At 73.4% G+C, this 25,947-nt stretch carries 20 protein-coding genes; 4 read left to right on the top strand and 16 right to left on the bottom strand.

The annotated features are described in order from the left end of the window. Positions 1-306: 306 nt before the first annotated feature. Positions 307-1,542 (bottom strand): S8 family serine peptidase, encoded by a 1,236-nt coding sequence (locus tag ACF1DX_RS27375; protein WP_391793806.1) that lies wholly within the window; start codon positions 1,540-1,542, stop codon positions 307-309. A gap of 73 nt (positions 1,543-1,615) precedes the next feature. Here ACF1DX_RS27375 and ACF1DX_RS27370 point away from each other — a divergent pair, with 73 nt between their 5' ends. After that, entirely contained in the window at positions 1,616-4,948 is a 3,333-nt protein-coding gene (locus ACF1DX_RS27370; protein WP_391793805.1) for a right-handed parallel beta-helix repeat-containing protein, read from the top strand. Between the two features lie 66 nt (positions 4,949-5,014). Here ACF1DX_RS27370 and ACF1DX_RS27365 read toward each other — a convergent pair whose 3' ends face one another. The 4 genes from ACF1DX_RS27365 to ACF1DX_RS27350 all read right to left on the bottom strand — a co-directional run bounded on the left by ACF1DX_RS27365 (position 5,015) and on the right by ACF1DX_RS27350 (position 11,516). After that, a complete protein-coding gene (locus ACF1DX_RS27365; RefSeq protein WP_391793804.1) occupies positions 5,015-6,280 on the bottom strand; it encodes a hypothetical protein in 1,266 nt (421 codons plus the stop codon). Between the two features lie 66 nt (positions 6,281-6,346). Continuing rightward, positions 6,347-9,796: a hypothetical protein gene (locus tag ACF1DX_RS27360; RefSeq protein ID WP_391793803.1), complete on the bottom strand. Its 3,450-nt coding sequence runs from the start codon at positions 9,794-9,796 to the stop codon at positions 6,347-6,349. After that, on the bottom strand, positions 9,793-10,455 hold the full coding sequence (locus ACF1DX_RS27355) for a type VII secretion system-associated protein (RefSeq protein ID WP_391793802.1): 663 nt from the start codon (positions 10,453-10,455) through the stop codon (positions 9,793-9,795). The genes ACF1DX_RS27360 and ACF1DX_RS27355 overlap by 4 nt, the downstream gene beginning before the upstream one ends. Positions 10,456-10,463: 8 nt before the next feature. After that, positions 10,464-11,516, bottom strand: a complete 1,053-nt coding sequence (locus ACF1DX_RS27350; protein WP_391793801.1) for a sugar-binding transcriptional regulator — start codon at positions 11,514-11,516, stop codon at positions 10,464-10,466. 224 nt (positions 11,517-11,740) lie between these two features. Here ACF1DX_RS27350 and ACF1DX_RS27345 point away from each other — a divergent pair, with 224 nt between their 5' ends. After that, on the top strand, positions 11,741-12,298 hold the full coding sequence (locus tag ACF1DX_RS27345; RefSeq protein ID WP_391793800.1) for a glycoside hydrolase family 25 protein: 558 nt from the start codon (positions 11,741-11,743) through the stop codon (positions 12,296-12,298). On the opposite strand, the gene ACF1DX_RS27340 is transcribed toward ACF1DX_RS27345, so the two are convergent. The 9 genes from ACF1DX_RS27340 to ACF1DX_RS27300 form a co-directional block, all read right to left on the bottom strand. Beyond that, entirely contained in the window at positions 12,295-12,984 is a 690-nt protein-coding gene (locus ACF1DX_RS27340) for an NADPH-dependent F420 reductase (protein WP_391793978.1), read from the bottom strand. The two genes, ACF1DX_RS27345 and ACF1DX_RS27340, sit on opposite strands and share 4 nt — an antisense overlap. A gap of 75 nt (positions 12,985-13,059) precedes the next feature. Next, entirely contained in the window at positions 13,060-13,272 is a 213-nt protein-coding gene (locus ACF1DX_RS27335; RefSeq protein WP_391793799.1) for an EF-hand domain-containing protein, read from the bottom strand. Positions 13,273-13,428: 156 nt separating this feature from the next. Beyond that, the gene (locus ACF1DX_RS27330; protein WP_391793798.1) at positions 13,429-14,037 is read right to left on the bottom strand and encodes an ATP-binding protein; all 609 of its coding nucleotides are present in this window, start codon (positions 14,035-14,037) and stop codon (positions 13,429-13,431) included. A gap of 169 nt (positions 14,038-14,206) precedes the next feature. Next, positions 14,207-14,974 (bottom strand): enoyl-CoA hydratase/isomerase family protein, encoded by a 768-nt coding sequence (locus tag ACF1DX_RS27325; RefSeq protein ID WP_391793797.1) that lies wholly within the window; start codon positions 14,972-14,974, stop codon positions 14,207-14,209. A 59-nt stretch (positions 14,975-15,033) separates the two neighbouring features. Then, positions 15,034-15,564 carry a GNAT family N-acetyltransferase gene (locus ACF1DX_RS27320; protein WP_391793796.1) on the bottom strand — a complete coding sequence of 177 codons (531 nt, stop codon included), beginning with the start codon at positions 15,562-15,564 and terminating at the stop codon, positions 15,034-15,036. A gap of 221 nt (positions 15,565-15,785) precedes the next feature. Beyond that, positions 15,786-17,303 carry a hypothetical protein gene (locus ACF1DX_RS27315; protein ID WP_391793795.1) on the bottom strand — a complete coding sequence of 506 codons (1,518 nt, stop codon included), beginning with the start codon at positions 17,301-17,303 and terminating at the stop codon, positions 15,786-15,788. A 139-nt stretch (positions 17,304-17,442) separates the two neighbouring features. Continuing rightward, positions 17,443-17,892, bottom strand: coding sequence for a DUF6069 family protein (locus ACF1DX_RS27310; protein WP_391793794.1), 450 nt, complete (start codon positions 17,890-17,892; stop codon positions 17,443-17,445). Further along, positions 17,889-18,500, bottom strand: coding sequence for a TetR/AcrR family transcriptional regulator (locus tag ACF1DX_RS27305; protein WP_391793793.1), 612 nt, complete (start codon positions 18,498-18,500; stop codon positions 17,889-17,891). Before ACF1DX_RS27305 ends, ACF1DX_RS27310 begins: the two co-directional genes overlap by 4 nt. Before the next feature lie 236 nt (positions 18,501-18,736). Next, positions 18,737-19,381, bottom strand: a complete 645-nt coding sequence (locus ACF1DX_RS27300) for a TetR/AcrR family transcriptional regulator (RefSeq protein ID WP_391793792.1) — start codon at positions 19,379-19,381, stop codon at positions 18,737-18,739. 165 nt (positions 19,382-19,546) lie between these two features. On the opposite strand from ACF1DX_RS27300, the gene ACF1DX_RS27295 reads away from it, so the two are divergent. Beyond that, complete coding sequence (locus tag ACF1DX_RS27295) at positions 19,547-20,509, top strand: zinc-binding dehydrogenase (RefSeq protein WP_391793791.1); 963 nt, start codon at positions 19,547-19,549, stop codon at positions 20,507-20,509. A 217-nt stretch (positions 20,510-20,726) separates the two neighbouring features. On the opposite strand, the gene ACF1DX_RS27290 is transcribed toward ACF1DX_RS27295, so the two are convergent. Then, a complete protein-coding gene (locus tag ACF1DX_RS27290; RefSeq protein WP_391793790.1) occupies positions 20,727-21,977 on the bottom strand; it encodes an Ig-like domain-containing protein in 1,251 nt (416 codons plus the stop codon). A 150-nt stretch (positions 21,978-22,127) separates the two neighbouring features. After that, positions 22,128-23,363, bottom strand: coding sequence for an Ig-like domain-containing protein (locus ACF1DX_RS27285; protein ID WP_391793789.1), 1,236 nt, complete (start codon positions 23,361-23,363; stop codon positions 22,128-22,130). A 187-nt stretch (positions 23,364-23,550) separates the two neighbouring features. Between ACF1DX_RS27285 and glgX the strand changes: the two genes are divergently transcribed. Then, entirely contained in the window at positions 23,551-25,818 is a 2,268-nt protein-coding gene (gene glgX / locus ACF1DX_RS27280) for a glycogen debranching protein GlgX (protein WP_391793788.1), read from the top strand. Positions 25,819-25,947 lie beyond the last annotated feature (129 nt).

Here is a 25,947-nt window from a genome sequence, read left to right as displayed (position 1 = left end):
TCCGTGCGGGGTGGAGCGGGGTTCACGGGGTGCCCGGTGTGGGTGCCGGCCGGGGGGTGTTCGCGCGACCCGGCGCTCGCGGGGTGCCGTCGCGCCCGCCCTCCCCCACTCCCGGCTCCTCCCCCACTCCCGGCTCCTCCCCCACTCCCGGCTTCGCTCGAGCGGGGGGACCCCATGAGCGGGGGGACCCCCCTCGCCCCTGGGGGTACCTCCCAGGCCCTTAAGGCACTGGGGGAGGCACGACTGCCCGCGGGAACGACACGACTGCCCGTGGGAGCGGCCGGGCTGTCCGCGGTTGCGTGGTGGCTAGGAAGTTGTCGGGGGGCGCCAGTTGCGGGTGCGGCCTCGGGGGATGACCACGGCCAGGGCGGCCAGGAGGAGGACCGTGGTCAGGCCCACGGCCGCGATCGTCAGGGCCCGGGTGTGGGGAGTGGGGTCGGCGGGGGCCGGCATCCGGGCGGGGGCGGGAGCCTGCGCGGACGGCTTCGCGTGGTCCTGGACCAGGGACAGGGCCGCGTACGGGTCGAGGCGGGGGGTGTCCGAGGGGTAGGCGGTGTCGAGGAGGCGGCGGGTGACCTCGGGCGCCTTGAGGCCGGGATGGTAGGCGCGGACGAGGGCGGCGGCGCCGGCGACGCCCGCCGCGGCCAGCGAGGCGCCGGAGCCGATGTAGTGGCCGGAGCCTTCCGGGCCGACGCTGACCATCTCGCTGCCGGGCGCGGACAGGTCGGGCTCATAAGCGGGCGGCGCGTTCTTCTGCCGTACGCCACTGGGGCCGAAGTCGACGACGGCGAGCGCGTCGGGTGCGGCGGCCGGCCAGTACGGCCCCTCGGGCAGCTCACCGTCGGGCCCCTGCTCCTCATGGGCCACGGCGTCGGGGGCGGCCGGGGCGACGACGAGCGCGTCACGCCGGGTGGCGTAGGCGACGGCGGCGGTGAGTTCGGTCCTGCCGGTGCGCAGCGCCTGGCCGACGTAGATGACCTGTGCGCCGCGGTCCGCCGCCGTCCGTATGCCGGCGGCCACGCGTTCCACGGAGGGCACCCCCCGGTCGTCGGTGCCGGACAGGGCGAGGATCTCCGCCTGCGGGGCGACCCCGGTGATGCCGCTGCCCGTCTCCGGTGCGGCGGCGATCAGGCCGGCGGCGAACGTGCCGTGGCCCACGCAGTCCTCGGCCGCCCCGTCGAGGGACTCCACCCTGCCGGACAGGCTGGGGACGCCGGTGGCGACCCCGCTGTCGACCACCGCGACGGTCACCCCGCCGCCCCGGGAGATCCGCTGGGCCCGGGACAGCCCGAGCGCCGTCTGCGACCACGCCGCCCCGGTGGCCGTCTGCTTCGAGGCCCCGGTGCACGGGTTGCCCTCACCGAGCCGGACGGGCAGCGGGGGCAGCAGCGTGGCCCCGGGATCGCCGGCACCCGGATCGCCGGCACCCGGGCTCGCCGACGGCGCGGCGGGGACGGCGAGGGCCGGCCCGCCCGTGACCGGCAGGACCACGGCGACCGCCAGCACGAGGCCCGCGCCCCGACGTTTCATGACATTCCGCATGAGCCGCATGATAGGCACACAAGATGTACGGCGCACAACGCCAACTAGGCAACAGCACAAGGAGGTTCGAGGCGTGGCACGGCAAATACTCACGGTCGGCCCGGAACGGTCGGACGGCTTCCAGACGATCGGTGAGGCACTGGCCCAGGCCCGCACCGGGGCGGTGATCCGGGTCCGTCCCGGCCGCTACGCCGAGAACCTCGTCATCCGGCACCGGGTGACGATCGTCGGCGAGGGCGAGCCGGGCACCGTCGAGCTCTGCCCGCGGGACGGCACCGCCGTCACCCTCATGGCCGACGCCGTGATGCTCAGCGCCCTGACCCTGCGGGGCCGTGACAAGGAGGCCGCGGTCGTGGACGTACCGGCCGGCCAGGCCGCCCTCGACGACTGCACCGTGACCGGTTCCGGGTGGACGGCGCTGCTGGTCCGCGGCAAGGGCTCGCTGGCCGCCCGCGGCTGCCGGATCGGCAACCCCGGCGGCGCCGGCCTGGTCGACTCCTCGGAGTCCGAGAGCATCGTCGAGGACTGCGTGTTCGAGAACTTCGGCACCTCCGCGGTGGTGATCGGCGAGAGCGCCGGGCCCCTGGTGCGCGACTGCCGCATCCGGGGCGCGCGGGCCAACGGCGTCCTGGCGAGCGGCGAGGCCCGCGGCACCGTGGAGGGCTGCGACATCTCCGGCACCGACAAGCCGGCCATCGCCCTGGAGGGCCACAGCTCGACGCGCGTGCTGCGCTGCGCCGTGCACCACACCTCGGTGGGCCTGCTGGTGACCAGCATGTCCCGCCCGGAGATCGAGGAGACCTCCTTCGAGTCGATCGCGCAGAGCGGCATCGTCATCTCCGGCGGCGCCGACCCGGTGCTGCGCGGGTGCGTCACCCGGCGCACCAAGACCAGCGGGCTGCTCGTCCTGGACCGCTCGCGCGGAACCCTGGAGGGCTGCTCGTTCCACGGCTCCACCGAGGCCGCCGTACGGGTCGTCGAGGGCGGCGCCCCGCTGCTGCGGGACACCGTGGTGAGCGACTGCGCCGACACCGGCGGGGCGGTGCAGCTCTGGGACGACTCCACCGCCGAGTTCGAGCACCTGGAGGTCCTGGACGCGGCCGGCGTCGGCATCTCGGTGCGCTCCGCCGCCAACCCCCTGCTGCGCCGTACCAGGGTCACCGGCTCCGGCGGCCACGGCGTCGAGTTCACCGACGACGCCCGCGGCCGGCTCGAGCACTGCGAGATCGAGTCCGCCGGCGGCTGCGCGCTGAGCATCGACGACGACTCCGACCCCGAGATCAGCGACACCGTCCTCACCTCCGCCGCCCGCTCGGGCCTGCTCGTCGGCGAACGCGGCCGGGGCACCCTGCGGGACTGCGAGATCGGCGACAGCGCCGACGCGGGGGTCGGGGTGCGGGACGGCGCGGAGATCACCCTGGAGCGGGTCCGGGTGCACGGCTCGAGGGCGCACGGCGTCCAGGTGTCGCGCGGCGGCCGGGCCGTCCTCAACGCCTGCGAGATCAGCGGCAGTACGGGCGACGGCGTGCGGATCGACAGCGCCGAACCGGTCGACGTCACCCGGTGCGTCGTACGCGACAACCGCGGTGCGGGACTGCGCCAGAGCCGCGCGAGCGAGCGGCTCACGGTCGAGCTGCTGACCAGCGCGGACAACGGACTCCCCGACAGCTGGGGCGAGTCGGCCGACACCGTCGGCGAGGACGGCGCCCCGGGCGGCCCCGGCAAGAAGGAGGAGCCCGAGGGCCCGCTGGCCGAACTGCAGGCGCTCGTCGGTCTGGAGAACGTCAAGCACCAGGTGAACACGCTGGTCAACCTGAACCAGCTCGCGGAGCGGCGGCGCCGGCTCGGCATGCCGGTCCCCTCGATGAGCCGGCACCTGATCTTCGCGGGGCCGCCCGGCACCGGCAAGACCACCGTCGCCCGCCTCTACGGCAGCATCCTCGCGGACCTGGGCGTGCTCAGGAGCGGACACCTGGTCGAGGTCGCCCGCGCCGATCTGGTCGCGCAGGTCATCGGCGGTACGGCCATCAAGACCACCGAGGCGTTCAACAGCGCGCTGGGCGGTGTGCTGTTCATCGACGAGGCCTACACGCTCACCGTCGAGGGAACGTCCAACGACTTCGGCCGCGAGGCCGTCGACACCCTGCTGAAGCTGATGGAGGACCACCGCGACGACGTGGTCGTGGTGGCGGCCGGCTACTCCGAGCAGATGGAGTCGTTCCTGACCGCCAACCCCGGCCTCGCCTCCCGGTTCACCCGCACCATCGAGTTCGGCAACTACGCGGTGGAGGAGCTGGTGACGATCACCGAGAGCCTCTGCCGACGGCACCAGTTCGAGCTCGGGCCGCTGACCCGGGAGGCCCTCGCCGTACGCTTCGAGCAGATGACGCGCGACGCGACCTTCGGCAACGGCCGTGCGGCCCGCAGCGTGTTCGAGGACATGGTGGACCGGCAGGCGTTCCGGCTCGCGGCCATGACCGACCCGGCGGAGAGCGACCTGACGCTGCTGCTGCCGCAGGACGTCGGCGACGCGGAGGCGGCGGCCGTCGGCGGGACGGCACAGAACGCCGGCGACACGTCCGACACCTCGGACCCGATGGCCGAACTCACCGCCATGGTGGGACTCGCCGCCGTGAAGCGGGAGGTCGCCGACCTGGTCAGTCTCCTCACCAACGCCCGGCAGCGGATCGCCGCCGGGCTGCCCGCCCCCCGGATCAGCAACCACCTGGTCTTCAGCGGGCCGCCCGGCACCGGCAAGACCACCGTCGCCCGGCTGTACGCCAGGCTCCTGCACTCGCTGGGGGTGCTCCCCCGCGACTCCCTGGTGGAGGTCGCGCGGGCGGACCTGGTGGGCCAGTACGTCGGCCACACCGCCCAGCGCACCAAGGACGTCTTCACCAGCGCGCTGGGCGGGGTGCTCTTCATCGACGAGGCCTACACCCTGACCCCCGAGGGCTCCTCCAACGACTTCGGCCGCGAGGCCGTCGACACCCTGCTGAAGCTGATGGAGGACCACCGCGACGAGATCGTGGTCGTCGTCGCCGGATACACCGAGGAGATGGAGCGCTTCCTCGCCTCCAACCCCGGTCTGACGTCCCGGTTCTCCAAGTTCGTGACGTTCGAGGACTACAGCACGGACGAACTGGTCACCATCGTGTCCCGGCACGCCGCCGCCTCCGGGTACGAGTGCGCCGACGCCACCGTCGAGGCGCTGCGCGCCCATGTGGACGCCATCCCGCGCGACCGGTCCTTCGGCAACGCGCGGCTCGCCCGGCAGTTGCTGGAGACGATGATGACGAGCCAGGCCCGCCGGCTGGGCGGGCTGGCGTCGCCCAGTCTCGCCGACCTCACGACGCTGCTGCCGGAGGACCTGCCGCCGGCCCGGCGGCAGCAGGCCGCGCTGTGACGCGCTGAGGACGGACGGACGCCCGCCGGCCGGTGCCGGCGGGCGTCCACCGCGCTGTCGCGCCCCTCAGAGGTTGAACTTGACGGACTCCAGCCACACGTCCGGATCCAGTGACCCGCCGAACCTCCAGCCCTGGGACGACTCGCACAGATAGGCGCCCCAGTCGTGCCCGCCGAGCTTGTGGTGGTGGCAGACGTTGCCGTCGTCGACGCCGATGGCGTAACCGCTGAGGTTCGGCGCGTTCGGGGAGTCGCTGCCCAGCGTCAGGTCCGTCGCGTCGGCCGCGCTCGACCACGCGGTCGTCCAGCCGTCCTTCTGGACGAACTCGTTGGCGGACACCTTCTTGGCGCCGACCACCGCGATGTTGATGGCCGTGATCGGCAGCCCCTGGCCCGACATGGCCCCGTCGCACCTCGGGGTCGTCCAGCCGGCGCCCTTCCTGTGGACCCGGTAGCAGATGTGCCGGCCGGGATCCGAGGCGGCCAGCCGCTGAACGGCGTAGGCGGCGGTGTTCGGCGGGACCACGGGGGCCTCGCGCTTCTCGGTCCGGGCCTGCGTCTTCTCCGTCTTCTTCTTCGCCGCCTTCGGCGACTCGCTGACCGGGGCCGCCGAACTCACCACCGGGAGCGCCTTCTCGACGACGGGTTTCGGCTCGGCGGACGGCTTCTTCGTCGAGGGCTCCGGGGTGGGCTCCGCCGGGGCGTAGTCGCCCTTCGGCACTTCCAGGGGCTCCTCCTCCAGCAGCGTGTCGGACCCGGCGGCCACCGCCACGTTCTCCTTCTTCTGCCGCGAGTCGTCCGTGGCCCAGATCAGCAGCGGCACGGCGAGGAGGACGACGCCCGCGATGCCGGCGGCGGCGAGCAGGGGCTTCTTCGGGTTCCCGGACGGCGGCCCGTCCGCACCGGCGGCGGCTGCGGCGGTCGCGCCCGCCCCGTCGGCCCGGGCCGCGGCGGCCGCGGCGGTTCCGCCCACCCCGGCGGCCCCGGCGGCCCCGGCGGCCGGCTCGGCGGCGCTCCCGCTCTCCGCTTCCGGCCGCTCCCGCGAGGCGGACGCGGTGGGCGCCGTGTCCGGTTCCCCGGTGGCGGCGGCCGTGGCGGCGGGCTGTCCGGAGGTGTCGGGGGTTTCCGGGGCCGGCCGGGCCGTCTCCGCCGCTTCCCCGGTTCCCCCGGTGTCGCCCTCGCCGGGTTCCGGTGCGGCCGTACGCCGTGCGGCCGGTGCCAGCATCGGGCCGGGGTCGGCCGACGCCGACCCGAGGGAGACGGCCCTGCGGACGGACGAACCGCCCGTGCCGTCGGGCCCCTCGGGAGCGGGCGGCCTGTTCTGACGTGCCATCGTTCTCCTCGATCTGATCGATGTGGACTGTGGGTGACAGGTGGTCGTGCGGCGCGCCCCCGCCCGCTATCCGTCCTGGCCCACGGGCCCGGAACAGCGTTCCGGCCACTGCGGGCCGTCGCCGGGGCGGAAGCCCTTGGCCAGCGCCTCCTCGAGGTGGGTGAGGGCCTTGAGGTCCAGCCCGCTCAGCTCCTCCGACCCGTCCATGTAGGCGGTCGCGTTCCCGGGGAGCTCCCGCAGCAGGACGACGGAGGGGCCCGCGGGCACGGTCCGTACCCCCAGCACCCGGAAGCCGGTCCCCGGCACGAAGACGATCTCCTCGTACGCCTCCGGGGGCCCGCCCGGCCGGTCGATCAGTTGCCGTACCTTGCGTCCGGTGACGGACCAGATCGCGTAGCGGACGGGGGCCCCGGCGGGGAGCGCCGAGGCTCCGGTCAGGGCGCTGACCGGGGCGGGGTCGTGCAGCAGCGTGCCGACCGCGGGTCCGGGGCCGTCGGCGTCCCCGCCGCGCAGGGCCACGCCCCGGTAGGAGGGCAGCCGGCGCAGAGCGGACGCGAGACACCCGGCGTAGGGCAGCAGGCGTCCCTCGCCGGTGCGCAGGTCCCGGATCACCTCGCGGTGGTTCAGGGGTCCTTCCCCGGCGGTGAGGTAGGCGTGCGCGGCGACGAGGTCGGTCCGCGCGGCCTCCAGTTCATGACCGCGCAGGGCGGGCATCCGGGTGAGCACCCGTGACACGGCGGCGGCGTGCCCCTCCCAGGCACCGGCCGCGGAGTCCCGGAACGCGGCACGCTCGGCGGCCCCGCTGACATGCCCGGGCACGAACGGAAGGACGGCACGGCTCGGCACGGACGCCTCGCCACTCCGGCCCCGCGAACCCGCCGACGCCTCACCACTCCGGCCCCGCGGACCTTCTGGCGCCTCGGCACGTGCGGCCCGATCGCCGGCCGGCCTCGCACCGCCCCGCTCACCGGCGGCGTGCCCCGCCCCGCCGACGACGCCGTCGGCTCCGGGGGGCGCCCCGGCCGAGGAGGCGGACCGGGGCCCCGCGGCCCCCGAACCCGCCCCGCCGTCCGGCGCCGCACCGGGCCCGGAAGCCCTCGGCTCGCTCCCGGCACCGGCCCCAGTCTCCGGCGACACGGCAGTCGCAGCCCTCTCGGCGGGCCGCCCCTCCGGACGGGGCTCCGAGGACACGGCGGGCACGGACGCCCCGCGCTCCGCTTCCTCGGGTTCGGCACCCTCCGGCGGGGAACCCGACGGCGCACCCCCCGCTCCTCCGGCACCAGCGGCCGGACGGCCGGGCGCGTCCGCGTCCACTCGGACATCCGGGGACGCGGCGGGCCCGGCGGCCGAAGGACCGGTCGCTTCGGCCGCCCCACCGCCCTGGAGAGCATCCGGGGACGCACCGGACGCGGACTCCGGCGCCCCGGGTTCGACGGCAGCCGCACCGTCAGGACCGGCAGTCGGCCGAACAACGGCCGCACCGGCCCCACCGGGCGGCAGCACCCGACCGGGCTCAGCAGCCGAAGGGCCGCCCTCAGCCGTCCCAGGCTTACGCGCCGCCCCGGCGCCCGGCCCGGCAGACTGGACGGCAGCGGCCGTATCCGGTCCATGGGCCACCCCACCGGACGACAAAGCCCCACCGGACTCGCCACCAGTACCAGCACCCGGCCCCCGGCCCAAAGCACCGGGCGCGACAGCACGACCGGTCTCACCGACCCGCGAGCCGGCACCGGCCCCACCAGGACCACGCCCCGCCCCGGCACCCGACCCGGCAGCGGCCGTGCCCGGCTCATGAGCCACTCCACCGGACTCGGCACCAGCAGCCTTGCCGGGCCCACGCCCCACCCCGGCGGCAGTCCCAGCGGCCGGAGCGGCAGTGGTCGTACCGAGCCCGCGGGCCACGGTCGGCGAAGCCCCACCGGGCTCGGCAGCGGACGGGCCGGCGGCAGCCCTGCCCGCCCCGGCACCGGCCCCGGCGGAGATCGGCGCTGCCGCCGGGCCGGGCCCATGGGCCGCCCGCCCCGGCGATGGGACACGGCCGGATTCCGTGACCGCGGCCGGCCGGCCGGCCGCCGGGGCGGGGCGTGCGGGGCGGCCGGAGGTGACGTAGCGGATGTTCGGTATGCCGTGTTCGGCGGCCAGGCGGCGGAGGGCGCCGTCGCCCGCCAGGAGTCTGCCGCGGACCAGCAGGGTGGTGCGTGCGCGGACGTCGGTGCCGAGGCCGCGCACCAGGCGGGACAGCGCGGGCAGCAGGGAGTCGTCCAACGGCTGCCCCGGCATGCCCAGTTCGATGGCGCACGCCTCCGGGTCGACGGCCGGTCCGAGCGGCCCGGGACGGGGCCCGCCCGGTGCCCACAGGGCGAGACCGGCCCGGGTCACCGTCGCCTGCCAGTGGTCCGTCAGCCGTACCGTCCCCCGTTCGCCGCCGCCGAGGATCCAGTCGGGCGGGTGCAGCTCCACCGGCCTGGGTACGGGGGCCCGCCCCTCGGAGTCGACCGGTCCGCAGACCACGGACGACACGAACGGCCGCCAGCTCGGCCTCCCGTCCAGCCCGACCAGCGTGGGCCGGGGAGGAGTTCCGGGCGGTGCGTGGTCGTCGAGCAGCGGCAGGCCGGTGAGCACCTCCACCTCGGTGCCCAGCAGGTCGGCGACCGACTGCCCGAGCCGCAGCAGGTCGCGCCGGCCGCCGGGCGCGAGCCGGGCGCGGGCGCGCTCCGCCTCCGGCAGCCCCGCGAGCACGGCGGCGACCTCGTCGGCGCCGACGTCCTCCGCCTGCGGGGCACCGACCACCACCGTCAGCCGCTCGAAGTCGACGGGCACGGAGAAGCACAGGTCGTCGGGGGCCGGTCCGGGCGCCTCGGCCGGGCGGATCACCACGCCCGCCGGGACACGGTCCACGACACAGCCGCCGGACGTGCGCGCGGGCACCCCGTCCAGCGCCTCCTCCCAGGCGGGGGCCGGTGCGCGCCGGCCCGCCCTCCGGGGCTCCGCACCGGGTGCGAACCGCCACCAGGTCCGGCCGTCGCCGTGGACGAAGAGCGTGCCCCCGGGCGTGATCAGGACGGCCCCGTCCGGAGCCGTCACCTCCAGTTCCCAGGCGTCCGCGATCCTGCGGGCGACGCCGGGCCGGTCCGGCCGGTCGGCACCGGCTCCGGACATCACGAGCCGGACCCGGCCGGTGCCCCGCGCGCGGAGGGAGTCGAGGAGCGCCCCCAGCCGCGCCCAGTGGTCGGCGCCGGGCGCCCCGCCCCCGGCGGCGGAGCCCACGATCACCGTGACGACGTCCTCCTCCCGCCCGACGGCGCCCGCCACCTCGGCCACGACGTCCAGCGGGAACGAGTCGTCCTCGACCGAGCGCACCAGCAGCACGCCGTCGACGTCCTCGACCGGGGGCCCGCCGACGCCCCGGGTCCCGGTGCCGTTCGCACCGCCGGCCGGGCTCACCGTGGCGCCGCGGCCCCTGCCGGAGCCGGGCCCGCGTCCCCGGCCCCGCATCACGGACGACCAGCGGCTCACGCGTCCGTCCCCCGCACCGGGTGCACGGCCTCGGTGACCACCGGCGCCGTGCGCCCGACGGCGGTGGTGGCGGCGACGGGCCGCTCCCCCGCGCCGCCGCGGACCGCGTCGCGCACGGCGTCGAGGTCCAGCAGCATGCCCACCGCGGCCGAGGGGTTCAGATACAGCGCGTGGCCCTCGGGGACGCGCGTCACGAGGTCGTCGACGCCGACGAGTTCGAAGGCGAACCGCCCCGCCGTGTGCAGGAACACCGACGAGGTGAACACCGGCACGACCGGCGTCCCGTCCGGCGCCGTCGCACTCAGCGGACCGCCGCCCGGCGCGGTCAGCACGGCCACCTCACGTCCCGCCAGCGCGGCCGGCACCGCCTCGCCGGGCCCGTATCCGGTGGACGCGAGCTGGACGGCGCGGTCCACCTCGTCCTCCGGTTCGGGCCAGCCGAGCGCGCGCGGGGACGGCCGGTAGTCGGGGTTGTCCTCCCACTCGACGATCTCGCCGTCGAGGCCGGACCGCCACCGGCCGGTCATCGCCCACTCCGGGGGCCTGCCCTCCCCGGACCACATCGGGTCGACCACCCCCAGCCAGTGGTCCGGGGCGAGGCGGCCCGCCTCGCGGATGTCGTCCGGAACGGGCGGAAGCGCCTCGTCCTGCTGGCTCATCGCTGTCCTCATTCGGTGGATCGGGACGACGGCGCGGGTGCGGTCCGTATCAGTTCGTCCGGGTCGTCCGGGTCGTCGTGCCAGAGGAGGCGGCGCGCGGTCGTGGCGTCCGTGACGACTCCGGTGAGCAGTCCGGAGGTCAGTACGGCGCGGACCGCCCCGGTGCCGCGTCCACCGGCCGTGACGCCGATCAGCTCGGTGACTCCACGGAGTTCGGCGGCGCTGACGGCGATCGTGCGGGCGTTCAGCTCGGTGGGGATCACCCGGCCCGCGGTGTCCAGGACGTGGCCGGCCACCTCGGCGCACGCCCCCGCCTCCCGGAGCGTCTCCCGCTCCCGCTCGGACAGGGCGCCGTACACCGTGGAGTGCGGGGCGTCCCACGCCGCGATGCCGACGACGGCCTTGGTGACCAGGCCGAACCGGTCCAGCGTCTCGGCGGTGGCGGGCTGGCTGCGCAGGACGGCGGCCGTCACGGCGTCGGGCAGCAGGAACGGGGTGTGGAGCGGGAACGCCCGGCCCCCGCCCGCCGCGGCCGTACGGCGGACCGCGGTGATCGCGGCGTCATGGGCGAGGTCACGCCCGTGCACCCCGGTGAGCTGGACCACGTCGCACGGCGGCAGCCGGGTGACCGCCTCGCTGAGCGCGTCCACCGCGTGGCTGCCGTCCAGCCCGAGGACGTCGCCCTCCTCCACGATCTCCGAGATCAGCCGGGCCGCCGCCGTGCCGAGCCAGCGCCCGCTCCGCCACTGGTCCGCCGGTGCCGCCGTACCGCCCTCACCACGCCCCAGGTTGACGACGATGCCGTGCCGGAGCCCGAACCGTTCGGCCAGCGCCCGTCCGAGCGGGACGTCGATCTCGGCGGGCACGGTGATGTCGATGCGCACGATGTCGTGGGCCACGGCCGCGTCGAGGAGGCGGGCCACCTTGAACCGGCTGATGCCGAGCTCCTTGGCGATCTCCACCTTCGACCGCTGCTCCAGGTAGAAGCGCCGGGCGACGGCGGCGGCGAGAAGCGTGTCGATCGGCGCGGCTAACGCCGTCACCTCGGCCGGTTCGGCCATGTCGTCTCTCCGCGCTCTCATCGTCCGTCAACTCACGTCACTTCTCCGGCTAGTTCATCTGTGCGAAGTGAGCGGAACATGACGGGAAACCGACATCTGAGTGACACCAGGGACGTGAGTGACTGCTGAGACCCGACTTTCCACCGTCCGGACGGGTCGCCCGTGGCAGGGTGGGGAAGACATCATTCCGACTCCCCTCCCCCACCAGCGCCTCAGGGAGCCCCATGCTGCGCGGCATCGACGTGAGTGCGTACCAGCCGTCCTCGTACGACACCGACGGCCTGTCCTTCGTCTTCATCAAGGCGACGGAGGGCCGTTCGTACACCAACCCCAAGCTCTCGGCCCAGACGAAGCGGGCCCGCGACGCCGGTCTGGTCGTCGGCTTCTACCACTTCCTCTGGCCGGGCAACCTCACGGCCCAGGCGGAGTACTTCGTGAACAAGGCCCCGGAGAAGCGGGGCGACATCCTCGCGGTCGACTGGGAGACGACGGGCGAGGGCACGCACGCGAGCAACGCGGAGAAGGACCGCTTCATCAGGAAGGTGAAGGAGCTGCGCCCGCACCACAGGGTGATCTTGTACTGTAATCGGAATTTCTGGCTGAACGTCGATACGACGTCCTACGACGGCGACGGCCTCTGGATCGCCGACTACGTCACCGCCGGAAAGCCCCGCATCCAGGCCAAGTGGCGCTTCCACCAGTACACCGACGACCCGCTGGACAAGAACGTCGCGGACTTCTCCAGCAGGTCGGCGTTGAAGGAGTGGGCCGAGGACGCCTAGCCGCGGAACTCCGGCTTGCGCTCCGGGGAGGCTTCCGCCAGCGCCTTGGCGACGTCTTCGGCGCCCGCGCGCAGGCCGTAGACCGGGGTGTCGGGCTGCTGGCGCCAGGAGTCGTCGATGCCGCCGGCGTCCACGGTGTCGAAGCCGAGCTCGTCGATCAGGGCCCGCACCTTCCGCTTGGCCGCCTCGTCGTCGCCGGCGACGGGCAGCGCCAGCCGGCCGGGGTCGCCGACGGGGCGGTGGCGGTCCAGGATGTCCTGGGCGTACGTACCGTTGAAGGCCTTGATCACGGGGTGGCCGAGCTGCCGTTCCGTCCAGCGGCTCTCGGTGAGACCCTCGTCCTCGATGCCGGCGATCCTGCCGTCGCGCTGTCGCGGGTAGTAGTTGCCGGTGTCGATGACGGCCACACCGTCGGCGGCCCCGTCGAACAGGCCGGACGGCAGGTCCGGTACGGCCTTCAGCGGGACGGTGACGACGACGATCTCGGCGCCGCGTGCCGCGTCCTCGGCCCGTACGGGCGTCGCGCCGGTCTCCTCGGCCAGCTCCGTGAGCGTCTCGGGGCCACGGGAATTGGCGACGGAGACGTCGTGGCCGAGGGCGGTGAGCCGCCGCGTGAGATTGCCCCCGATGTTGCCCGCCCCGATGATGCCGATCTTCATGTCCGCTCGCCTCGCCCTTCCGGGGATCGATGTCCGCTCCGGTTCCCTGCGGGAACCACCATGGTCGGCGTCAACCCCCGGAACGGGCGGGCTATTCCGGACCTACTTGTTCAGGTGCGCCCAGAACTCGTCGAACGACAGGACCTTGTCGCCGTTCAGGTCCCGGGAACTGATCACGGCCTCGGCGACCGTCTCGGTGACGTTCCAGTCCCCGCCCTGGGCGAGGGCGGTCTTGAACTCGGCAGCGGTGACGAACCCGTCCCCGTCCGTGTCGATCCGCTCGAACTGCTTGCGCGCTTCCTCGATGTCCGCCACCGGTCCGCCCCTCATCTCGTGCTTTGCCGTCTTACTGACGCAGGTCAGATTATCGGGCCGCCTGGGACTCCCGTGCGGCGACCACCCACCGGCGGGCCTTCCCGCGGGGGGAGACCCGAGGATCGTGGGTGACGGACGGGCACACCGCGGGAACCCTCAGCGGTCCATCACCCGCATCTCGAACCAGGTGGTCTTGCCGCGGGGCAGCAGGTCCACGCCCCAGCGGTCGGCCAGCTTGTCGACGAGGAAGAGGCCCCGGCCGCTGGTGTCCATGGGCTGGACGGGCATGAGACAAGGCAGTCCGCGGGACGGGTCGCGGACCTCGATCCGGATCCAGCCGCGCCGGTGGCGCATGCGGAGGCCGAAGACGCGGGCGCCGGTGTGCCGTACGGCGTTGCCGACCAGTTCGGAGACGAGCAGGACGGCGTCCTCGGCGGTCTTGGCGGTGAGGCCCCACTCCCGCAGGATGACCACCTGGGCGAGCCGGCGGGCGGTGGCGGCGGACTCGGGACGGGACGGGAGCGGAACTTCGGCCTCCGTCGGGTTGCCGAACAACTCCAGCGCCTTCAGCGCGCGTTCGTCCTCGACCGTCGGCGACCAGTGCGACGCGGTCGCACGTCCGTCTCCCCGCGGCTGTTCCCTGCCATCCAGCCCCGCCATGCCCCCATCATGGCCGTCCGAGGGACCCTCGGGGGCCGTTCCGGGGGAATACGCCCCCCGTACGCCCCCGTTCGACAAGGGGCCGCCGACATATGCCGAAGGCATTTCAGAGCCCCCGAAATGCTGCCCGGGCTGGGGAAACGGCTCGCACTCAGGCAATCGACGGACTCCCTCGACACGAACGATTTAAGGGTGCCCTAAGGCTCCCATAAACCGCCCCATCGAGGGACCCGTAATCAGACATCACGTCAATTGCAAGGTCACATACGGGATTTCACGAGAACTTCGCCTTGCCCGGCCCCTCCTCCACGAAGCTGCGCATCCCCCGCTCGCGGTCCTCGGTGGCGAACAGGCCCGCGAACCAGTTGCGTTCGACGGCGAGGCCGGTGTCGATGTCCGTCTCGAGGCCGGTGTCGACCGACTCCTTGGCCGCGCGCAGCGCGATCGCCGGCCCCTGGGCCAGCTTCGCGGCCCACGCGTGCGCCTGCGCGTAGACCTCGCCGGCGGGCACCACCCGGTCCACCAGGCCGAGCGCCAGCGCCTCGTCGGCCCGCACCTGGCGGCCCGTGAAGATGAGGTCCTTGGCCTTGGAGGGGCCGATCAGCCGGGACAGCCGCTGGGTGCCGCCCGCGCCGGGAATGAGCCCGAGCAGGATCTCGGGCTGCCCCAGCTTGGCGTTCTCCCCGGCGATCCGGTAGTCGGCGCAGAGCGCCAGCTCACAGCCCCCACCGAGCGCGTACCCGGTGACGGCGGCCACGACCGGTTTGGGGATACGGGCCACGGCCGTGAAGGAGTCCTGGAGGGCCTTGGAGCGCAGCACCATGGCCGCATGGTCCATGGCCTGCATCTCCTTGATGTCCGCGCCCGCCGCGAACACCTTCTCCCCGCCGTAGATCACCACGGCGCGCACGTCCTCGCGCCGCGCGGCCTCCTCGGCGAGCTCCTTCAACCGGTCCTGCGTGGCGACGTCCAGCGCGTTCATGGGCGGCCGCTCCAGCCGCAGCGTGCCGACGCCTTCGGCGACTTCGAGATGTACGGTCATGCCCCGCAGGTTAGCGGGCGTTCACACGCGGGGACACCGCGGGCGTCCCCCGGTCACCGTCACCCGGCCCCCGCGGCGGGTCCGCAGGCCTTCTCCAGGAGGGTGAACGACTTGGGTGCCCCGCCCGGCTGCGGCTTGCCCGCCTTGTGGCCGACGACCCGGTAGCCGGCGTCCAGGTAGTAGGCGTTCAGGCGCGCGTTGCCGGCCAGGCAGTCCAGACGTACGAACGCCCGCCCCGCCGCGGCGACGCGGCGCTCCGCGGCACGCAGCAGGGACCGCCCCGCCCCTGGCCGGGCGTTGCCGCGGTCCACCATCAGCCGATGCACGTAGCCGGCCACCGGCGGCTGAGGCCCCCAGGCGTCCTCGTCCTCCCACCACAGCTCCCACGCCCCGGCCACACGGCCGTCGGCCTCGGCGAGCCAGACCTCACCACTCGCCATGACCCCGCGGAAGTGGTCCTCGTCGAGCTGACCGGGCCGCCACTGGCCGGTGACGCCCTGGGCGAGCATCCAGCGGGCGGCGTCGTCACGCAGCCGGACGAGAGCGGCGAGGTCGGCCTCCTCGGCGAGGCGGAAGCGCAGATCGTCCACGTCGCGATCCTCGCACGGGCGGCTTCACGGGCGAGAGCTGGGAACACGTGGCTGAACCCCGCATGCCGGCCGCGGGAAGCCGCCGGTGCGCATGGGGCTGTTCCGCTGTCCGGTCAGGGGCAAAGGGGTCTTTCGACGGCCTTCGCAGGGTGTGACCGAGCAATTTCCCTGGCGAGTCGGCGCTTGAACCGGCGGGGCCGAAGGTTCGATCCGGCCAGGTCCTACAGCCGGGACAGCAGATCCGACATCACCGCGAGCGGCAGCGAGGGATTGGCGGCTGCCGCCTCCACCACCCGCCGGTCGACGTCGGTGAGCAGCTCTTCGATGACCGGCGGCGGAAGGGCCGCATGGCCGGCGGCTATGGGCCTCGCCTGTGTGTCTGCCAGACAGGCGAGCAGTGCCGGTACCGGCGCATGGGGATGCCGGGCGATCTCGCGGAACGCCTTCTGCGCCGTTGGCTCGTGCCGGGCAAGGTCCTCCAGGAGTGCCGGAGTCGCGTCCGGATTGGCGGCCACCTTGGCGAGGACCCGGACTCCGTGCCGGTCGAGCATGGTGCGCAGTCGGCCTTCCGAGAGACCCGGGTGCGGGGCGATGGACTTGACCACTTTCGCGTCGGAGTCGGCGGCCAGCGCGTCGCGTACGGCGGGTGGCATATCGCGTCGCTGGGCTATGAGCATCCGCGCGGCCGGGTTCGGCGATCCGGCCAGCTTCTCGGCCTCGTCGGGAGACGCGGAGGCGATCCGCGGCAGCAGAGTGGCGCCGATTCTGGTGGTGTCGGCAAGGTAAGTCAGCACATCGAGCGGTACGTGTGGGTTGTGGGCGAGCCTGCGCCGCACTTCATGGTCACGGTCGGTGGCCAGTACGCGGATCAGGGCGTCGTCGATCGCCGGATTCTCGGCGAGGTCGGCTCGCACACCGGAATTCGGATCCACGGCGAGTCGAGCGCAGGCCTCCGACGGCAGATCGGGGCGGCCGGCGAGCGCCCAGCGCAGGAGCAGCGACGGGTGGTCCACGAAGCCGACGACGGCTTCGGTGGGTGTGGCCGGGTTCCGGATCGCCATGTGCTGCGTCTCGTGCCCGGTGGACTCGTGGGAGCCGTCGCAGGAGGCGCCGGACGGCAGGTCGCAGTCGAGTCGCGGGCATTGCGGATCGTGCGCGAACGGCACCTCCTCACGGTCGCAGACCAGGCACCGCTGCGCGGGAGGAAGCCCCTCGCCGGTGAGCAGCGCCGCCAGTACGGCCGGCGGTGTCGCCTCGTTGGCCGCCACCGCGCGGCGGACCTCGGCATGTGGATGCTCCGCAAGTCTGGTGGCCGTCTCCGGTGTCGCCCGCAACGCGAGCTCCGCGACGACCCGTATGTCCGAGTCGGCGGCCAGCGTCTCCACCACATCGGGCGGGAGGCCTGAGCAGCCGGCCAGCTTCTCCCGGCGCTCGACGACCGGGTCTTCCGCGAAGAGGCGTGCCCATTCCGGGTTTCCGGCGCGCTCGGCGAGCAGGGCGAGCGCGCCGTCCGGTTGTGTCACGGGATCGATGTCCGCGGCAGTCAGCAGACCTGCGTACGCGAGCCATGCCGCGCTCTCCTCGACACGAGAGGCCAGCGCCACCGCCTGCGCGTGGCTGAGGTCCGCTCGACGAGCGAGGTCCGCGGCGATGTCGGCGTCCGCGACCGCGATCAGACGGTCGACCAGTTCGGACGGCAGGCTTACGTTGGCGGCAAGCCCGCACAGAACATGGTTCACGGAGGCATCCTGCCTGAAACGTCACCGAATGACCCGTGGATTTCGGCGTCCACGGGCCGTCGGCAGCGCTCGGGCACCTCCTGAGCGCGGTGCTGACGGAGAGGTACGACATCGGCCGGTGTTTCCTCCGGGCACTCCTTCAGGTGGTGTCCCTGGCGGGTGAGGGCGGCGTTCGCGAGCCGAGTGCTCCGGCACCGGTTCCCGCCCCGGAGAACCTGCCGCCCAGCCCCGGGATCAGCACCGCCGCCACCGCCAGGTGCATCAGGGCCAGCGCGGCCCGGGTGCCGCCGTCCATGCCGTCGCCGGTGAACGGCAGGAAGGACACGGCCAGTACGGCGCCGGCGCTCCCGGTCCAGACGGCGCGGGCGCGCCGCACCCCGGACCGCTCCAGGACGGCCAGCAGTCCCCAGCCGGAGAGCGACGCGAGCAGGGCGACGACCGCCACGGGCACGGCACCGATGTCGAGCGTCTGCTCGCCGTCGGCGATCCGCAGCCGGTGCCCCAGCAGCGGGTCCGTGACCAGCCACACCAGAACGGGGGCCAGGACGGCCAGCGCCGTGATCCCCAGGCGCTTTCTCCGCGCGCTCACTCGGCGCTTCCCGAGAGCGCCCCGTGCAGGAAGACCTCCACCAGCTCCCGTGGGGTCAGGTCGGGCTCGTCCTCCGTACGCGGCTGGACGAAGAGCAGCCCGAAGAAGAGGGCCGCGATCTGCTCCGGCGGCCGGCGCAGGGCGGCCTTCTCGGGCTCCAGCAGCTCCGCGAGGGCCGCGCGGATACGGGCCGTCGACTCGTCGCGGCCCGCGCCGCGCACCGTGCCGGGGTGCTTGCCGCCGCGATGCCCCAGCGAGCCCATGATCGCGCCCATCCTGGACATGTGCGCCTGCAGCGCCTCGGCCGCCTCCGCGAGCCGGTCGGGCAGCGGCTGGGACACGTCGATCGCATCGAGCTCGCGGACCGCGTGCTCGGGGGAGAGCGCCTCGGCCACGCAGGCCTGCAGCAGTTCGTCCTTGTCGGCGAAGACCCGGAAGATCGTGCCCTCGCCGATGCCCGCGGCGCGGGCGATCTTCGCGGTCGTCACCGCGGCGCCGTACTCGGTGATCAGCGGGATCGCGGTCTGGATGATCATTTCGCGGCGCTGCTCCGACGACATGGCGGTGGCACGACGGCGGGTGGTCTGGTTCTCCTTGGGTGCTGTCATGACCTCGAGACTACGGAGTGAGTGCTCACTCCGTCAATGAGTGAGCACTCACTCCGCTCACTGCGGTACGGGTTCGCACCCGTCTGAGCTTGTTCCGGCAGAACAGCCGGTCCGGCGGGTACGGCACGTCGGCTCTGCCGAGGCAGGTCGGGAAGGAGGCCTTTCCGGCCTGGCTGCGGCAGGGGCCCGGCGAGGCTGTCGGGCCGCAAGGACCGACGCACCTCCGGGTGGCGGGTTCATGGCGTGCCGGGCGCGTGCGTGAGCCGCAGGTGTGGGGCTGGGGGCAGCGGCGCGGGCGCTCCCGTCTCCGGTGCGGCGCGGAACGCCTCTATCACGTAGGCGGCGAAGCGGCGGGAGGCCGTGAGCCGGGCGGCACGCGACGTGTCCTGGAGACCCCGGTGGGCCATGAGCATGAGGATCAGGTCGTCGACGACGAAGCCGGGGCGCAGCCGGCCGGTCTCCTGGGCACGGCGAGCCAGTTCGCCGACCGCGCGCAGAGTCCGCTGCTGGTCGGCGGCGAAGTCCATGGCCTCGGGGAAGGCCGCCATGAAGGCGTCGGCGAATCCCCGGCTGTGCGCGTGGAGTTCGCAGATCCTCTCGATCAGGCTCCGGAATCCGTGCCACGGGTCCGAATCCGCGAGGGCGTCGTGGACGGCGGCACGACAGGCGCGCCGCTGCTCGGCGAAGGTTTCCACGATCAGTGCCTGCTTGGTCGGGAAGTGCCGGTACAGCGTGGCGGGGCCGACGCCTGCGTGCCGGGCGACCTCGCGCATGGGCGCGCTCAGGCCCCCCTCGCCGAACACCACGCGGGCGGCGTCCAGGATGCGGACCCGGTTGTCGCGGGCGTCGGAACGCACGGTCTGAGGCAAATGACTGGTCATCGTTTCTCACATTAGCCAAACGGACGGGGGCATCCGCTACGGTCCGAAGGCGGTGCTGCCGCCCCGTCCCGGCGTTTCGCCGGTGATGCCCCGACTGTGGGGCCGGCTCGGCGTCCACGGCCGCGGCATCTGTGATCCGCCCCTCCACCGACCCGAGGAGCAGAGATGAAAGCCGTCGTGATCAGGACGTTCGGAGACCCCGATGGCCTGGAGGTCGTCGATGTGCCCGCGCCCGTTCCTGCCCCGGGGCAGGTGCGGATCGTCACGGAGGCGATCGGGGTGGGCGGCGTGGACGCCGTGATCCGCCGGGGAGCGCTTGCCGCCTACGGCTTCCGGGAGGGCCATCTCCTCGGAAGCGAGGTCGCGGGAAGGGTCGCCGCGGTGGGAGAGGGCGTGGACGTCTCGTGGGTCGGACGGCGGGTGTGGGCGTCCACCGGCCTGTCCGGTGGGTATGCCGAGCAGGCCGTCGCCGCGGTCGAGGACGTCCTTGCGCTGCCCGACGACCTGACCGCCGCCGACGCGGTGACCCTCGGCGGCTCCGGCGTGGTCGCCCGCTTCGCCCTGGACCACGCCCGTTTCACACCCGGTGAGACGGTGCTCGTGCGCGGTGCGGCGGGCAGCATCGGGATCACAGCGGTCCAGCTCGCGGCCGGAGGCGGCGCGAGCGCGGTGGCGGTCACCTCCTCGTCGGCGGAGCGCGGCGCCCGCCTGCGGGACCTGGGCGCGACCCATGTCCTTGACCGCTCCGGCGAGGGCGGCCCGGACGCACCGGCAGGCTTCGACGTGGTGATCGATGTCGTAGGGGGCCCTCAGCTTCCTCTTTTCCTGGACAAGCTGAATTCCAACGGGCGGTACGTGGCGGTCGGTGTGGTCGGTGGGCAGCCGCCGGCGGACTTCGGCATGCGGCTGATGGACGCCTTCCGCAAGTCGTTGTCGTTCGCCACTTTCAGCTCTGACACCGTGCCCGGCCCCGACCGGCAGGCCGTGCGGTCGTCCCAGTTCGCCGATGCCGCGCACGGGGACCTGCGCACAGTCGTGCACGAGGTGCTGCCTCTGGACCAGGCGGTGCCGGCCCACCGCGAGATGGACGCGGGGAAGGTGTTCGGCAGGATTGTGCTGGTGCCCTGACCCGGGCGGGACGGCGTTCGCGGCCCGGGTGACGAAACGGGACCCGGTCGGTTCGTGGCTGAGTGGCTGGCGCCCGGCGCCGACGATTCACGGGAGCGGCAGGCGCCTGTCACCGGCCGAGTCGGCAGGACGCGGGCGACCGAACCGACGCTCTGTGCGGAGCCGCATGCCGGAACAGCCCCGCACCCCTGACGGGGCGCGGGGCTGTCCGTGTGGCTTACGCCTTCCACTTCTCCCAGGACATGTTCCAGCCGTTGAGGCCGTTGTCCGGGGCGATGGTGGCGTCGTTGGAGTTCTTGACGACCACGACGTCGCCGATCAGGGAGTTGTTGAAGAACCAGGCGGCCGGTGCGTCCTTGTCCCAGCCGCCGCGGACGTCGCGCAGGCCGACGCAGCCGTGGCTGGCGTTGCGGTTGCCGAAGGCGTCGCCGCCCCAGTAGTTGCCGTGCAGGAAGGTGCCGGAGGTGGACAGGCGCATGGCGTGCGGGACGTCCTTGATGTCGTACTCGCCGCCGTAGCCGACCGTCTCGCCGTTCATCCGGGTGACCGTCAGCTTCTCGCTGATGACCATCTTGCCGTTCCAGGTCTCGTAACCGGGGGCGCCGGTGGTGACCGGGACGGTCTTGAGGAGCTTGCCGTCGCGCATGACCTTCATCGTGAGCTTCTTGGCGTCGACGACGGAGACCTGCTCGCGGCCGATGGTGAAGGAGACCTTCTTGGACTGTTCGCCGTAGACGCCGTCGCGGCCCTCGACCCCGTCGAGGTTGAGGTCGACGGTGACCTTGGTGCCGGCCTTCCAGTACTTCTCCGGGCGGAAGTCGAGGCGGTCGTTGCCGAACCAGTGGCCCTCGACCTCGACGGCCGGCTCGGTGGTGATGCGGATGGCCTTCTCGACGTCCTCGGGCTTGGTGATGCCCCGGGTGAAGCGGAGCGAGAACGGCATGCCGACGCCGACCTTGGAGCCGTCCTCGGGGGTGAAGTGCCCGATGAAGGTGTTCTTCGGCGTCAGGGTGGTGAAGCTGGAGTCCTCGGCCGCGGTGCGGCCCTCGGAGTCCTTGGCGACCGCGTGCACCGTGTACTTGGTGGAGGCGGCCAGATGGGTGGACGGCGTCCAGGTGGCGCCGTCGCCGGATATCTCGCCCTCGACCTTGTCACCGTCCGGGTTCTTGACGACGACCTCGGTCAGCTTGCCGTTGCTCGCGTTCACCTTCAGCGCGCCGCTGGTCTCGACGGACTTCGCGCCGTCCTCGGGCGCGATGGCGACCACGGCCTCGGACTGCTTGCTCTGCGCCGCGGTGGAGTCCTTGCCCTTGCCCTTGCCGTCGCCCGGGCCGGTGCCCGAGTCCGAGCCTCCGCCGCCGCAGGCGGTCACCGCCAGCATCACGCCGAGCGCCAGTGCCGCCAGCTTCCGGCCGCCGCGCCCCCGGACGCCGACCGGCGCCGCCCCCGATATGGGCCCCACGTTCACTTGTTTCTCCCCTCGGCGGGCCCAGTCCCAGCCGGACCCGCGCCCCCGCGCGCCCCTCGCGCGCTCGGGCATAGTAACCACAGGCCACAGGCGTTCGAGGCGGCGGGTTTGTCACCGTTCCGTTCCAAGTTCAACGGCCCGCCGGAGGAGTCACTTCACCGCGCTGCCCGCCTTCCACTCCTTCCAGTTCATGTTCCAGCCGCCGAGGCCGTTGTCGGGGGCGACCTCCTTGTCCTCACTGTTGACGACCTCGACGACATCGCCGATGAGGCTGCGGTCGAAGAACCAGCCCGCCGGGGTGTCCGCCCCGCCGCCCTTCACGTCACGCAGTCCGATGCAGCCGTGGCTGACGTTGGAGTCGCCGAAGACGTCGGTGCCGGCCCAGTAGTTGCCGTGCAGGAAGGTGCCGGAGCTGGTCAGACGGATGGCGTGCGGGACGTCGGGGATGTCGTACTCGCCCTTGCCGTCGTCGTCGGTGAAGCCGACCGTGGCGCCGTTCATGCGGGTGACCTCGAGCATCTCGGTGATCACCATTTTGCCGTTGTACGTGGGTGTCTTCCGCGCGCCCGCCGTGATCGGCACGGTGGTCAGCAGCTCCCCGTCCCGTCGTACGCGCATGGTGTGCGCGGCGGCGTCGACCACCGACACCTGGCTGCGGCCGACGGTGAAGGTGAAGGTGCGGTGCTGGAGGCCGTAGACGCCCCGCGCTCCCTCGACGTCGCGCAGGTTCAGGTCGACGGTGACCCGGGTGCCGGGTTTCCAGTAGTGCTCGGGGCGGAAGTCGAGGCGGGTGCCGCCGAACCAGTGCGGGCGGATCTCGACGGCCGGGCGGGCGGTGACGCGGACGGCGCGTTCCACGGCCGCGCGGCGGGTGATCTTCCGGTTGAACTCCAGGGAGACGATCATCCCGGTGCCGACGGTGGAGCGGTCCTCGGGCGCGACGTAGCCGATGAAGCGTTCCTCCGGGACGAAGGTGGTGAAGGTGGTGTGCCGGGCCGAGCGGCGGCCGTCGCCGTCCACGGCCACCGCGTCGACGGTGTACTTCGCGGCCAGCGCCAGCCGTGCGTCGTCGGGCTTCCAGGTCAGCCCGTCGGCGGAGATCCGCCCGGGGACCGGGGACTCCCGCGCGTCCTGCTCCGCGACGACCTTCACCGACTCCAGCCGTCCGTCCGGCACCCGCACCCGCAGCGCCGAGTCGGGGCGTACGTCCTTGCTGCCGTCGGCGGGTTTCACCCGGATGACGTCCTCGGCGGCCGGGGGCCCGAACGCCCCGCCGACGCCGCCGTCCGCGGTGCAGCCGGCGGCTCCGGTCAGCAGTCCTGCCCATGTCACTACGGCGACCAGCACGGCCCTCGCGCGCCGTGCGCGCCCTTGTACGTACCTCACGCGGTGCCCAACGACGGGCCTCGCCTCCGGGAAACGACCATGCCGCCCCCGGGGAAACGTGAGTGCGAGGCGCGCTCTGGGCAGAACAGGGGGAGGACGACGCACCGGGGAGCCGCGGCCGAGCCGACGGAAAGGCCGTACACCCCTGTCCGCCGCCGTCCCCTCACGAGCCGCGGGAGGCTGACAGGTGTCCAGCGCAGCCGAGCAGGAGGCGGTGGCCGCGGAGCGGGCCACCGGGAACGGGCGCCCGGCCGCCGTCGTGAACGGCGCGCGGCCGGCGCCGCCCGTGCCCACGGTGCCCGTGCGGCCGGGCCGGCCGACGCCGCTGGGCGCCCGGTTCCGGGTCGGCCCGGACGGGGTGGCGGGGACCAACTTCGCGTTGTGGGCGGGCGGGGCGGAGGGGGTCGAGCTGTGCCTGTTCGACGAGCGGGGCAGGGAGAGCAGGGCCCGGCTGACCGAACTGACGCACGAGATCTGGCACGGCTTCGTGCCGGGTGTGCTGCCGGGGCAGCGGTACGGCTACCGGGTGCACGGCCGCTGGGACCCGTGGACCGGCGCCCGCTGGAATCCGGCGAAGCTGCTCCTCGACCCGTACGCGCGTGCGGTGGACGGGGCCAAAGGGAATGATTACAGCTCGCTGCCGCCCGAGGTGTACGGCCATGTCCGCGACTGGCCGGAGCAGCATGTCGCGGACACCGTGCGCGACGACCGGGACTCCGCGCCGTACGTCCCCAAGGGCGTGGTCGTCCACGACGACGACGACTGGGCGGACGACCACCGGCCGAAGACGCCGTGGGCGGACTCGGTGATCTACGAGCTGCATGTGAAGGGCTTCACGCGACGCCACCCCGGCGTCCCCGAGGAGCTGCGCGGCACGTACGCGGGTCTTGCGCACCCCGCGGCGGTCGAGCACCTGGTCCGGCTCGGTGTCACGGCCGTGGAGCTGCTGCCGGTGCACCAGTTCGCGCACGAGGACCATCTGCTGCGCCGCGGGCTGCGCAACTACTGGGGCTACAACTCCATCGGCTACTTCGCCCCGCACGCCGGCTACGCGGCCTCCGGGACGACGGGGCAGCAGGTCGGCGAGTTCAAGCGGATGGTGCGGGCCCTGCACGCGGCCGGGATCGAGGTGATCCTCGACGTGGTCTACAACCACACGGCGGAGGCGGGCGAGCTGGGCCCCACGCTCTCCCTGAAGGGTGTCGACAACCGCGGCTACTACCGCCTCCAGCCCGACGCCCGCCGGTACGCCGACTACACGGGCTGCGGCAACACCCTCCACGTCGTCCAGCCGCACGTGCTGCGCCTGATCACGGACTCCCTGCGCTACTGGGTGACCGAGATGGGTGTCGACGGCTTCCGCTTCGACCTGGCGGCGGCGCTGGCCCGCTCGATGCACGACGTCGACATGCTGTCGCCGTTCCTCGCGGTGATCGCGCAGGACCCGGTGCTGCGCCGGGTGAAGCTGATCGCCGAACCGTGGGACGTGGGCTCGGGCGGCTACCAGGTGGGCGCGTTCCCTCCCCTGTGGACGGAGTGGAACGACCGCTACCGCGACGCCGTGCGGGACTTCTGGCGGCACGCGCTGCCGGACGTACGGGAGATGGGCTACCGGTTGTCCGGCTCCAGCGACCTGTATGCCTGGGGCGGGCGGCGGCCGTACGCCTCGGTCAACTACGTCACCGCGCACGACGGTTTCACCCTGCGCGACCTGGTGTCGTACGGGCGCAAGCACAACGAGGCGAACGGCGAGGGCAACCGGGACGGCACGGACGACAACCGGTCCTGGAACTGCGGCGCGGAGGGAGAGACGGAGGACAGCGGCGTACGGGCGCTACGGCGGCGGCAGCTGCGGAACCTGCTGACCACGCTGCTGCTGTCGACGGGCGTGCCGATGCTGGTCGCGGGCGACGAGATGGGCCGCACCCAGCGCGGCAACAACAACGCCTACTGCCAGGACAACGAGATCGGCTGGGTGGACTGGACGCTGCTCGACGACCCCGGCTGGCGGCCCCTGTTCGAGCTGACCTCCCGGCTGATCGCGCTGCGCCACCGGCATCCGGTGCTGCGCCGCCGGGCCTTCTTCTCCGGCCGCGCGCACTCCGCGGACGGGCTGCGCGACCTGGCCTGGTTCACCCCGCGCGGCACGGAGATGACCGAGGGCGACTGGTACGCGCCGGCCGCGACGCTCGGCATGTACCTCTCCGGGCGGGACATCCCGGGGCGCGACGAGGACGGGGAGCAGATCCTCGACGACAGCTTCCTGGCCGTCCTGCACGCGGGGCACGACCCGGTGGAGTTCGAGCTGCCGGGGCCGCCGTGGGCGGAGCGGTACGAGGTGGTCGTGGACACCGCGCGGGAGGAGCAGGACCGGGCGCCGGGCGTGGAGCACCGCGCGGGGGCACGGATCACGGTGCCGGGGCGGGCGGTGCTGCTGCTGCGGGTGCGGACCTGACCGTCCGTGACACACGAACGGGTATCGGCCGATCGGCTGACGCGGTGCGTACGACTTCGCCGTAGCCGCAGGTCGTAGGACCAGCGGCGGAGGGTGGTCCGGCCGAAACTCGGTGGGCAGTGTCAGCGG

The sequence above is a fragment of the Streptomyces sp. NPDC014676 genome (assembly GCF_043084105.1).
Classification (GTDB): Bacteria; Actinomycetota; Actinomycetes; order Streptomycetales; family Streptomycetaceae; genus Streptomyces.
The sequence above is the reverse complement of the archived record's forward strand: the minus strand, read 5'-3'. Positions and strand labels throughout refer to the sequence as shown.

What these genes read in the sequence shown, in the direction of transcription:
- ACF1DX_RS27300 (WP_391793792.1), bottom strand. Translation starts at nt 19,381, where the DNA reads ATGACCAGTCATTTGCCTCAGACCGTGCGTTCCGACGCCCGCGACAAC.
- ACF1DX_RS27330 (WP_391793798.1), bottom strand. Translation starts at nt 14,037, where the DNA reads ATGCCTTCGGCATATGTCGGCGGCCCCTTGTCGAACGGGGGCGTACGG.
- ACF1DX_RS27325 (WP_391793797.1), bottom strand. Translation starts at nt 14,974, where the DNA reads ATGACCGTACATCTCGAAGTCGCCGAAGGCGTCGGCACGCTGCGGCTG.
- ACF1DX_RS27295 (WP_391793791.1), top strand. Translation starts at nt 19,547, where the DNA reads ATGAAAGCCGTCGTGATCAGGACGTTCGGAGACCCCGATGGCCTGGAG.
- ACF1DX_RS27345 (WP_391793800.1), top strand. Translation starts at nt 11,741, where the DNA reads ATGCTGCGCGGCATCGACGTGAGTGCGTACCAGCCGTCCTCGTACGAC.
- ACF1DX_RS27350 (WP_391793801.1), bottom strand. Translation starts at nt 11,516, where the DNA reads ATGGCCGAACCGGCCGAGGTGACGGCGTTAGCCGCGCCGATCGACACG.
- ACF1DX_RS27365 (WP_391793804.1), bottom strand. Translation starts at nt 6,280, where the DNA reads ATGGCACGTCAGAACAGGCCGCCCGCTCCCGAGGGGCCCGACGGCACG.
- ACF1DX_RS27305 (WP_391793793.1), bottom strand. Translation starts at nt 18,500, where the DNA reads ATGACAGCACCCAAGGAGAACCAGACCACCCGCCGTCGTGCCACCGCC.
- ACF1DX_RS27355 (WP_391793802.1), bottom strand. Translation starts at nt 10,455, where the DNA reads ATGAGCCAGCAGGACGAGGCGCTTCCGCCCGTTCCGGACGACATCCGC.
- ACF1DX_RS27375 (WP_391793806.1), bottom strand. Translation starts at nt 1,542, where the DNA reads ATGCGGAATGTCATGAAACGTCGGGGCGCGGGCCTCGTGCTGGCGGTC.